The organism is Sulfuriferula thiophila (genome assembly GCF_003864975.1).
In the GTDB taxonomy this organism is placed as follows: domain Bacteria; phylum Pseudomonadota; class Gammaproteobacteria; order Burkholderiales; family Sulfuriferulaceae; genus Sulfuriferula; species Sulfuriferula thiophila.
The window spans coordinates 110,852-121,830 of sequence record NZ_BHGL01000028.1; the positions used below are offsets into that span (position 1 = coordinate 110,852).

General features: G+C 53.0%; 10 protein-coding genes. All 10 read right to left on the reverse strand.

Translation table 11 applies throughout. The features are described 5' to 3' along the window. Window positions 1-2: 2 nt before the first annotated feature. Complete coding sequence (locus EJE49_RS09440; RefSeq protein ID WP_124950194.1) at window positions 3-926, reverse strand: class II fructose-bisphosphate aldolase; 924 nt, start codon at window positions 924-926, stop codon at window positions 3-5. Window positions 927-1,528: 602 nt separating this feature from the next. Continuing rightward, window positions 1,529-4,093, reverse strand: a complete 2,565-nt coding sequence (locus EJE49_RS09445; protein WP_223246899.1) for a YbcC family protein — start codon at window positions 4,091-4,093, stop codon at window positions 1,529-1,531. Between the two features lie 2 nt (window positions 4,094-4,095). Continuing rightward, window positions 4,096-5,745 carry an NADH-quinone oxidoreductase subunit L gene (locus EJE49_RS09450; protein ID WP_124950195.1) on the reverse strand — a complete coding sequence of 550 codons (1,650 nt, stop codon included), beginning with the start codon at window positions 5,743-5,745 and terminating at the stop codon, window positions 4,096-4,098. A 35-nt stretch (window positions 5,746-5,780) separates the two neighbouring features. Beyond that, a complete protein-coding gene (locus EJE49_RS09455; RefSeq protein WP_124950196.1) occupies window positions 5,781-8,132 on the reverse strand; it encodes a nitric oxide reductase activation protein NorD in 2,352 nt (783 codons plus the stop codon). 127 nt (window positions 8,133-8,259) lie between these two features. Beyond that, window positions 8,260-9,063 carry a CbbQ/NirQ/NorQ/GpvN family protein gene (locus EJE49_RS09460; RefSeq protein WP_124950197.1) on the reverse strand — a complete coding sequence of 268 codons (804 nt, stop codon included), beginning with the start codon at window positions 9,061-9,063 and terminating at the stop codon, window positions 8,260-8,262. An 88-nt stretch (window positions 9,064-9,151) separates the two neighbouring features. Further along, window positions 9,152-9,361, reverse strand: a complete 210-nt coding sequence (locus EJE49_RS09465; RefSeq protein ID WP_124950198.1) for a histone H1 protein — start codon at window positions 9,359-9,361, stop codon at window positions 9,152-9,154. After that, entirely contained in the window at window positions 9,352-9,987 is a 636-nt protein-coding gene (parA, locus tag EJE49_RS09470) for a ParA family partition ATPase (RefSeq protein WP_124950199.1), read from the reverse strand. The genes EJE49_RS09465 and parA overlap by 10 nt, the downstream gene beginning before the upstream one ends. 28 nt (window positions 9,988-10,015) lie before the next feature. Then, a complete protein-coding gene (locus tag EJE49_RS09475) occupies window positions 10,016-10,297 on the reverse strand; it encodes a hypothetical protein (protein WP_124950200.1) in 282 nt (93 codons plus the stop codon). After that, window positions 10,294-10,737 carry a ferritin-like domain-containing protein gene (locus EJE49_RS09480; RefSeq protein WP_124950201.1) on the reverse strand — a complete coding sequence of 148 codons (444 nt, stop codon included), beginning with the start codon at window positions 10,735-10,737 and terminating at the stop codon, window positions 10,294-10,296. Before EJE49_RS09480 ends, EJE49_RS09475 begins: the two co-directional genes overlap by 4 nt. Before the next feature lie 26 nt (window positions 10,738-10,763). After that, the coding region (locus EJE49_RS14255; protein ID WP_223246900.1) for a BMC domain-containing protein at window positions 10,764-10,979 on the reverse strand (216 nt) is incomplete at its 5' end.

A 10,979-nucleotide genomic window follows, 5' to 3' on the forward strand; every position in this document is an offset into this window, starting at 1 on the left:
TGCTAACCCACCCGCATTCTCTCCAGGTTATCGCCGTCAAAATTTGCATACGCACGATCCCGCGACTGACATTGCAACAGCACTTCCGCTGCCCGACCGCCACAGCCCCAGACCTTTATACAGCGCTCTACTTCAAGACGAACCGCCTCGCGCACGCCTTCCATGATAGCCGTATAACCCTCGACTCCGGCCAACGCATTTTCCCTGATACGTTGAGCCGCGACATCGAGCAGAACCGAGCTGTAGTTAATTTTGGCCGCACCGAAACTGATCATGCGTTTCAACTGGTCATCGGTAAAACCTGCACTGCCGTGGATGCCAAGCGGGATACCGACGGCCTGACTGATTTTCGAGAGCCGGGTGAAATCGTATTTGTTCCCGCCTGAGTTTAAGCGCTTGACCGATATTGCCAGGCAACCCACACCAGTGCGTTCAACATAATATTTGGCTTCAGGTGGAGTTGTAGAGCTATTGTCGACAGAATCCACTCCGTCAACGGTATCCCCACTCTCAAGCTGCCCCACTTGACCGACTACCAGCACACCACTGGCAGCCGCCATCTCAACAACCTTTTGAGTCAATCTCACATTATCTGGCAAGGCGTGCGAAGAGGCATTGAACACGATTCCATTGCAACCCATACTAATTGCAACAGCCACTGCCTGAAGGTTATCCTCCACCTCGATTTGAAATGCCACCGGTATTGTGGCCCGCTGTCCCATTTCAATGACCCCACGCGCCAGCGATTCAATGCTATCAGTTCCTGGATAAGCGTTGGATACACTTAGAATAATCGGTGTGCGCATACCCTCTGCAGCCGCAACCACTCCTTCCAGAATTTCCCATCCATCCACGCCAAAAGCACCCACGGCATATCCATGATAGTAGGCGTGATCAAGCATGTTTTTCATATCAACCAATGGCATTCTTAATCTCCTGAAAAAATATAGCTTGCAACATTTGCAAGACCACGCCGCTCTATCCGAACAGGTTTCCCTCACCAGACCATCGTTACAATTAACGACCTGAACCAACCACCAGAATTGACTTTAGATTTGGTCAATTAGCCGTGCAGTTAAAATCACATTTTCAAAATAAACAACAACTGCAACTCAAAAATACCGTAACTATCAATATTATTTCAATAACATACGCGCGATATTTCACAGTTCACAGAGGCGACAGTTATGATAAATTATGGCGTTATCCATGTTTTAATAAAAGTTAAATATTATTACATTAACAATTTACTTTTATTTATTATACGGCCATATATTTAACTCTGTTGGCTCTCCGAGTGCTACACATCAGGCAATCTCACATCTCCGCAGGCGCTGCCTTGCTGTTTCATTTTCTTTCCAAGTTGCATGGTCTAACCAGCGTTACTGCCACAACCAACTTAAACATTCCTGGTATGTAACATCGTGTTTGATCACACGAAATTTATTACCCCATTATTTGACTGACTGACCCACCATGTTAGAACGAGCCGATACCATTTAATTGACCAATGGCTCGTTCGTTATGGTCAAACGCCAGAAGACTGCGCATCGTCAGACCGTTCCCAATGAGCAGCAGCAACGCGACGGTAGACGCCGCCTTTATCGCCAATACGGAACAGGTGTAGCCAACCATTTTCAACCAATTGCCGCACCAGTTCGTGGCGGGCAATGATGTCTTCCATAGCAGCTTCTGGAGCCTCGATGAATACGCTCAGGCGCAGCGGTTCGTGTACCCAGCGCTTGCCATTGTGCAGAGACTGCATCGGCAGACCGACGCGCAAGTCGCCGCCATTACCCTCCAGCACGCCGATGGCGCCGCCCACCACGTTGTGCAGTACTTTATTGCCGCTGCCGAAACGCGGGTTGTCGACGACGGAGCCGTAATACTGCATGTTGATCCAGTTAGCCACCACCATAGGTGCGGTCATGATCAGTTCCAGTATCTTGAATCCGCTGTCGTTTTGCCATGCATAGTCGTGCAGAAAGGCGCGACCACCCAGATTCATACTTTCTGTGCGTGCACGCGGCGCAGCAATGAAAGCGGCGTTATTGGCTAACGCCCATTCCGGCCGCAGTTGCGACCAGTCGCGGCTGCGCTGCCGCACATTGGCTTCAACGGCCTGATCCGACAGACCAGAAATCCCCAGCAAGGCAGAGCGCTGCATGCGGGTCAGGTCACCAGCTTGATCCAGCCACTCACGCAGGTGTGCCAGATCCGGGATCAATTGCTTGGGTACTTCGTCGGTGTCGAACAGCCGTACCTCGTCCGTAGTCGTGTCGTGCAGACCAGCCAGGAACCAGGTGTCGTCCGGAATTACGATACCCCGCTCACGCAGATCACGCCGTACCGCTGGCTGATTCAGCAGGGCAACCACCACGCGGGCACTGGCTTCGCCAGTCTGTCCGGCGCAGGCACCACAATCCAGGCCAGTGGCGTGGGGATTATTTACCGTGGTGCTGCCATGACCAGTCAGTAGCACCAGTCGCCCGAAGTTGTCCGTCATGGACATAGCGCGCAGGATACGTTCTGCATGGCCTACCCAGTCGGATGGCGGGATCCCAGAATCCGCATGGTGAGGACATGATTGCGACTCAGCAACCTGAGCCAGCGTAGGTCCTATCCGATCAATGACCTGCTTGTCGAGTCCCTGAGAGAACGGATCCGGCACCGGCCGGCTCCAGCCAAAGCTGTCGGTCAGCAGTTTGGGCGCATACATCAGCCCGGCGGCCTCGACGAAAGAAAAACAGGAGGAGGCCGACAGCTTGAAACCTTTCCACGCTTTGTATAAACCAATACGTTGACGCCGCTTGGCCAACTCCTTAAACGTCTGCTGCTCGCCATCCTTGACCTTTTCGTAGATACGATAAGCCGGATTAAAGAGTACCGGCACATGGGAATGCCCAGTGCTGGCACCCAAAGGTACGTATTCGATGAAAATACCAAAGAAGCCTGCAAAACCGATGGTCTGTACCGTGGGGGCAACGGTCTCCAAGGAGCGTCGAAATACCTCGGAGCGCACATCGATGCAGAATGCCGCCTGGGCTGCCGGCCGAGCAACGGACTTAGCCGGCTCGTCATTCCGGGATACTTTATTCAAGCCACTGATCACGCTACGCTGAAAGCCGATTTCCATGGCGTTGAGCATGATGCGATCGATCTCCGCCGCCACCTGACGCCTAGAGGAAGGCGCGCGCATGCTGGCCGCGAGCATTTCGCGCCAGCGTGCTACCAAAGCTACCGACTGTTTCTCCTTGAACAGCAGCACATCCCACATCAGACGAATCGCCAGCAGATCGACGATGGAATCGTCCTGCCCCCCGGTCAACTCGGCCTGCCAGCGCAAGTAACGCGCCCAGGCTGCCCAGCCACCTATGCTTAGTAGCGAGGCATGCAGATAGCGCTCCATCCCTGCCTCCGGAATATCCAGCTGTGCAACAGCCCAGGCGATGGCAGCGCGCGGATCGGCAGGCAAGCGGCTGATTTCCGAGCGGAAGCGGTGCAGACCCATCATTGCCGGACTGCGGTCGATGGCGGCTGCCTTGCGCCAGGATGCATAGAGGGACAGGTTGCGCCAAGGCATGGCCTGGATAGCCTGTCCCAGATCAAAATAGGCGGCGCAGTGCATACTGATGCGTTCAGTAACAAAACTCGACCAGAGACCACCTTCCACCCGCTCCAGCACCTCACTTACCGGAGCCATACCCAGCCTGGGCTTGGGTGCCTCAGCGGCCAGCGACCACTCAACGACAGATATATCCAGTTGGCTGCCACAGCGGCTGATGGCCTGTTGCAGGTCCTCACGGGAAATACGCCCGGTTGCCAGCTGCTCGTGGTAATAATCACGAGGCATGTATAGGTTAGAGCCGGTGATACGTGCCAGTGTGTCGGAGGCCTCCTGGAAACTGTAGTCGCATAGCCCGAAGAAAGGATTAACGGCGACAAAGTGCTTTAGCGGCCACAACGGTGCGATGCGCCCGCAGGCTGCGTTGATGCGCTGGTTCAGCTCAGCTGCATCCATCGTCTTATTTACAGGCGCTTCGTGAACTGCATTATCGGCGTCGCTCAAGGCGATGCTATCGTTCATGGTCATGATCAACCTCCCGTTGATTTTTCAGTAGCAAAGGGGCTGGGACGTGTGCTGTGAATTGGCGCTGGCCACACCCGCTGCAGCAACCGGGTGATGTACACGTCAATGTACAAGCCGTTGTAGAGATGCATGTAGAGCCCTTCGACTAACGTCGACGGGGCGTATTTAAGCATCTTCTGCAGCATTAGCAGCGACAGGAACACGACGACGATGGCGACAGCCAAAGCATCCTGGAAAGGCCCGGCTGCATCCTGTACGGGCAGTACGCTGCCCTGCAGAGCCATTTCGAACAGTGCGTGCAGGCTAAAATAGGCGATGCAGATTACTGCGCTCAACCCGATGCCGCGCAGAAAGAAAACACCATTACTCATCACACTGGCTGTTTGTAGCAGCAGTTGACTCAACGCGATAGCGACGATGGTGCCAGCGGCGATCAGCGCTGGTTGCGACTGGAGAGTAATGCCGAAAGCGCCCCCCACCACGACGGCCATGAGTCCGCCGGAAACCAGGGCAATGATTAGCTGGACAGGCTTGAAGCCACTTGAAGCACTGGTAATGGTGGGTGCACGGAAGCTGTCCACACCGCTGCCAGAGGCCAGGAAGGCGTGGGCTTTGTAAAGTGAATGAGCCACTAGATGCAACATGGCCAGGCTGTAAAGACCGAGACCACACTCCAGCAGCATGAAGCCCATCTGCGCGGTGGTAGACCAGGCCAGAGACACTTTAATGCTGGTCTGGGTGAGCATCACCAGGGAAGCCAGAGCCAGCGTAGTTAAACCGATCACTGCCAGAATGCCTAAGGCAATTTCCGAGTAAGACATGATAGGACTCATGCGGATAATCAGGAAGGCGCCTGCATTGACAATACCTGCATGTAACAACGCGGACACCGGTGTTGGCGCCTCCACTACCTGGATCAACCAGCCATGCAGCGGAAACTGGGCGGATTTTAGAACAGCACTCAGCACGATCAACACCGACGCCCATTGCAGAGCCAGTGGAAATGAGCCATGCATCGCCTCCATGCTGTGCAGCATGTCGGCGTACTCCAGGCTATGCAGTGTCGAACCAATCAATAAAATAGCGGTGAGATGGCTCAGGTCGCTGATACGGTTGGCGATGAACTTTTTGTGCGCAGCCAACACTGCGGCCGGACGCTCACGATAGAACGTCAGCAGTTGGTGCAGACACAGGCTATTGGATATCCAGGCCAGCCAGAACATGAGCATGTTACCCGAGATAATCAAGGTTAGTATGGTACCCAGGGTCAAGCTCAGCCATTTGTGGAAGCGACCCTGATTGGGATCCCCATCCAGGTAGTTGCGCGAGTAGCGGGTTACCACGGCACCGACAAAAGATACCAGCAGCAGCATAATGACTGTCACGCTGTTAACGTAGGTGGAGATGGCAAGTGCGCCTATGTCTCCCGGCAGGTTGATGGCGTAGAGAGTCCAGGTACGGTTACCGTCAAAGGGGTGGATCACCGCTGCCAGCAAGGCGCAAAGGCAGGCGAGCCAGGCGACGGTGCCATTCAGCCGCGCCATGAACTGTGGCCGTTGATTGGCCCATCCAGTCGGTATCAGCCCCGCCAGCAGCACAATCAATGGGGCTGACAGGACGAGAATGGGCGTGAGTAGACTAGGCAGGGTTTGCATGACAATCTCCATTCAGGGTTTGGCAAAGGCGGTGTTCATCGTGTCAAGCCCATATAAAGCATTGGCAATTTCTCGGGCAAGCGCTGAATGTGATCAACCACCATGTAATTCTTTGCGCCGAAGATACGCGACACATACTGATCGGCCCTGGGGTCAAGGCTGAGACAATAAGTAGATATGCCGTTACGTGTTAATTCCTCTACGGCTTTTTTGGCATCAAACCGCAGATATTGCGGATCACGCACATCATTGTCGGCAGGTTCACCGTCAGTAATCACCAGTAACAGTTTTTTGCTGCTCGGTTGGCGCTTAAGTATTGAACCTGCATGACGCATAGCAGCGCCCATACGTGTAGACAACTGCCCACTCATACCGGCAAGGCGAGCTTTTGCCTTGTCGTTATAAGGCGTACCAAAATCCTTGTAACGGAAATATTCGATATCGTGGCGACCATTAGAGTCAAAGCCGTGAATTGCAAAAGGATCGCCTATCTTGTCGAGGGCATCGGCCAAGAGGACAGTTGCTTCACGCGCAAGCTTCAACACGGTGTTTTCTGAGCCAACCACGGCATCATTAGTGGATTCAGATAAATCGATTAGCAACATTACCGAGAGATCTCGTACTTTGCGTATATTACGCATCATGATGCGCAGGTCTGGCTGCTCTCCCATGCGCATTGCGATCATGGCATTCACGGCGGCATTCAAATCAAGCTCATCACCGTCTTCCTGTTTGCGCAAGCGTTGTACACCTTGAGGCTGCATAGCCTCAATCAGGAACTTGAGCCGGGAGATCAGCGGCTTGTGCTTGAGCACAATGTCGTCAATCATCTTCACCTCCCCCGGTTTGGCACGTTTCTCAAGCACGGTGCACCATTCGGGGCGATCCAGCTGCATCTGGTAATCCCACTCCGGATAATGGTAGGGATCCGGTGGCGGCTCTCTACCCTCTTGCTCATTAATACTGGTGCTTTCCTCATCACGAAAGAACTCGCTATTCAGCACCCATATTTCATTGGCATCATCACCCGCGCCAGGTACATCAATAGCGTTAATCATTTCCATCACGCTGACGTACTTGCGAATTTGCTGGCTGGTCACGCCGGCGACAACCTGACCGGCTTCGCGGATATCCTCAAATTCCCATATATACTGGTTGTCATCACGATATACGATATCGACTACGTCATTGGACTGGCTATAGCCGGCACCCAACATCTGCAATTCGTCCGCTAACTGCATGCCGAGCGCCCGTACCCATTCAGCAGCATTATCCTGTGTCTGCTGTTCCATGAATAAACGACGCCCCAGTTGCACCCAGCGATGATCATCACGGTAATTCTCATCCAGCAGAACGCGTGCCAGACGCGCCATCAGCGCAACCGCGTTATCTCCCGACTGAACTGTTGCTGTATGCAAAGGCAGCCATATTTGCTGCAGACCAGGAAACTTTGCCAATGCAAGCGATTCCACGCGGGCGTCTTCAATCAACCCTATCATTGCAATTTGTAACGCATTCAACCCGGTGTTGTCATACTGGACAGTGCTATAAACCTGATGGCAAGCGGCATGCGCTGCACTTGCCCGGTACAGCTCTATGCCCGACATGCGTAACTCTTCACCGTTTTCTGCCATAGATACAAAATCGTCATAAGCATCGGGCAGATGGATAATGTAACCCTCAATTGAAGGGCGATATCCTTCACGCTTTTCAAAATCCCCACTGGTAGGACGCATAAAGAAATCACGTGCCCACAACGCGCGCAAATACATACCAATACGGCGCTGCACATCAATGAATAGCGTGCCTTTACGTTCTTTTTGCAGGACACCGATAGATTCAGGGCTTTCCAGACTGAAATATTTTAGCTGCCCGTCAAAATTAGTTTTGTGAGCCTGAGCACCCCATAACGCCCAGCGCCGTAAACCACCCAACGTCAACTGGCCGAGCAGTGTGCTGAGATGATCCAGCATGGGACGAACGCCGCGTGGAGCCTGTGCAAGCAAGGTATCAAGCAAGTGCAGATAACCGCGAAACAGCTCGGCATCCCCTAAACGCGAAGCGGCAACTGGACTGGTAGAGAATATCGCGGCGATGACCGAAGCGCTGGTCTTGGAATACATTTTAATCGCGGCGGCAAGCAGATCGCTGACTGCATCTTCACCTAATTCGCGCGCTACTGCAGGGGCACTCTGGATAAAAGACACCACCAGATCCGTCCCGCGCCCCAGTGACTTCAGGCCAGTTGCACCTTGCAGGTAATAGGTCTCCAGGCCACGAGGACTGAACACCCGAGCCGCTTCGCCCCAGGAGGCACGCAATACTTCACCCGCATGCTCCCCGAGCTCATCCAATATGTCTTGATATTTTTCAAGTTCGACCGCCATGACTCAACTCCTGACGCTAGGTTGTGTTTGGTATCTGCGGAGCGTAATGAGCCAGACGCATACTGCGCCTATAAACTCATTAGCCAAATTCGATGGATGACGTTTTCAGTCTATCCATCCTGAAAGACTAAAAGTAGGTACTTACCGCTGCATCCAGCGCATCACGCATATCTGGATCATCTGTAATCGGACGAACCAGTGTCATGTGACAAGCCGCCTTAGGATTGACGTTTTTGGCAATGAGACTTCCTGCGTAGATCAGCATACGAGTAGAGATACCTTCATCGAGACCATGCCCCTTGAGGTTACGGGCGCGTTCTGCAATGGATATCAGCTTGCCTGCCACCTCCACCGTGACGCCAGTTTCGTGAGCGACAATCTCGGTCTCGATGTCATGTGCCGGATAGTTAAAGTCCAAAGCGCCAAAACGCTGCTTGGTTGACTGCTTAAGATCTTTCATCAGGGACTGGTAGCCTGGATTGTAGGAAATCACCAGTTGAAAATCAGGATGCGCCTGGATCAGCTCGCCTTTTTTCTCGAGTGGCAGGACACGACGATTATCAGTCAGTGGATGGATTACCACGGTGGTGTCCTGACGCGCTTCAACTACCTCATCCAGATAACAAATCGCACCATTACGGGCAGCAATCGCCAGCGGACCATCTTGCCAGCGCGTCCCGTTTGCATCCAGCAGGAAGCGACCAACCAGATCAGAAGCGGTCATATCCTCATTACATGCAACCGTAATCAGCGGCTTGTTGAGTTTCCAAGCCATGTATTCAACAAAACGGGTTTTGCCGCAGCCCGTAGGCCCCTTTAACATCATGGGCATACGTACTGAATAAGCCGCTTCGTAGAGTTCTATTTCGTCAGCTACGTTGCGATAGTAGGGTTGTTTTTCGATTCTGTATTGATTGATAATGTCATTCATGACTATTCCTTAATTGGGTAGATTCAGTTCTCCACTCACAGCAGAACATAACCTGCCTGTTCTCAGCTAAGCACTACGCCTAGTCAAATCAATCCGGCCAGACGCGATCCGGATGCTGTACATCTGATTTAACAGGTTTGGCTGGCGCAGGCTTGGCGCTGGCGCGAGGCGATACTGGCTTTACCGTGGCCGCAACGGGAGCGGCCTCGGGAGCCGCTGCTGCTGCTGGCGGACTGTCCTGCTGTTCTTTAATCTGGCGGACACCGCGCACAAGTTTTCCTACATTTTTCACAGGCATAAAACCTCCTCGATAATCGCTTCAATATCTGCCACGGCATGCTGACCGCGCTTTCCCACGCCGTATACACTCAAGCCTTCTACTGCAGCGGTGCGATATGCCGCACGTCGCTGCATGCCGGAAACCAGCACGGGCACATCAAATTCTGTTACTACTTCACGCATTTCACGTGACAAGGCGTTGCGGGTTTCCAGCTGGTTAAGTACCAGACAGGCATGCAATCCCGGATTGTCCTGTTGCGCTTTCTTAACTGCATTGGCCATGTCCACACTCGCCCATAAATCGATGGGCGAAGGCAAGACTGGTATCAGTGCCAGGTTAGCCATGCGCATAATGGCGGCTACTGCTTCCCCTTGCACCGTTGGTGGGCAATCGACCACAACGTAACGATAACTGCGTGCCAATTTAGTAAGTACAGCAGTCGGATTGCCGCCTAACTGAGCAACACCTGGCAATCCGGAGTTACCACCACCCATACCCACCCATTGGGTAATTGAGCGTTGCGGATCGGCATCAACCAGGTGCGTAGGACCTCGTCGAGATAATCCTGCTGCCAGATTCAGCGCCAGCGTCGTTTTGCCGGTTCCGCCTTTCTGGTTAATGACAGCGATAATACGATTGGTCATGGTTAACTCCGTTGCCTGCTGCTAACAATTAAGCGACTGCAGCGGGAACCAGCGCGTGCATATCGACGATAAAACTGGAGTTACGTTCATTCAGCACCGCCAGACCTTCACCATCGATACTGACGTTGGCATAATTTTTGCCAAAATTGATATTGGGGTAGTAATCCTCACGTTTTGACAACTCTGCCAGATCATCCAGAAACTTCCGCGTTTCAGCATAGCTGTTAAAATCAAAACGTTTATTCATGGTTGGTTCGAGAACCTTGCCGACTAAAACCGTGTCCGTTTTGGCAATATTCGCTTCACTCATCGCTCTACTCCTTCATGAATTTCCGTCAGCATACGATCCAGCTCATTCAAGTGGCCTAGCTCATCCTGTAAAATGGCGGTAAGCAATGCCTGAGTCTCGCTATCTCGTATTCGCGCACAATAATTTGTTGCTTCTTCATATAATCGAATTGCTTCGATCTCCAGCCCACGATCAATCAGCAGCATCTCTTCTACACTACGACCAGTACGGGCTGGGGGCAATTGCGTGGCATTGGACGGGATGCCCAAAACGAGCATCCGCGCCATCAGTCGTTCTGCATGCACCAGCTCTTCTTTTACATCCGTACGCAATCGGGTGCTCATGTCAGTCATACCCCACAAACCGGCAAGTGTGGCCTGCATCAGATACTGCTGCACAGCCGCCAGTTCGTGGCTAAGGGCGCGCGACAGATATCCGTTTAAACGTGGGTCGGACTGCATGGACATACCTCCATTGATTCCCAGTATTAGCTGATGTCGCCATCACGGCCGCCGATGCTGGCGTCAGGTGTGCTTGGCAGAATATTTTCTACCTCAGAATGCACACGAGCGATGATGTGCGCGGCTACCAGGCCATCACCAACACGCTCACATGCATCTGCACCTGCGCGGACTGCTGCGTTTACCGCACCAGTTTCGCCACGAACCAGCACAGTGACATAGCCACCGCCAACAAACTGACG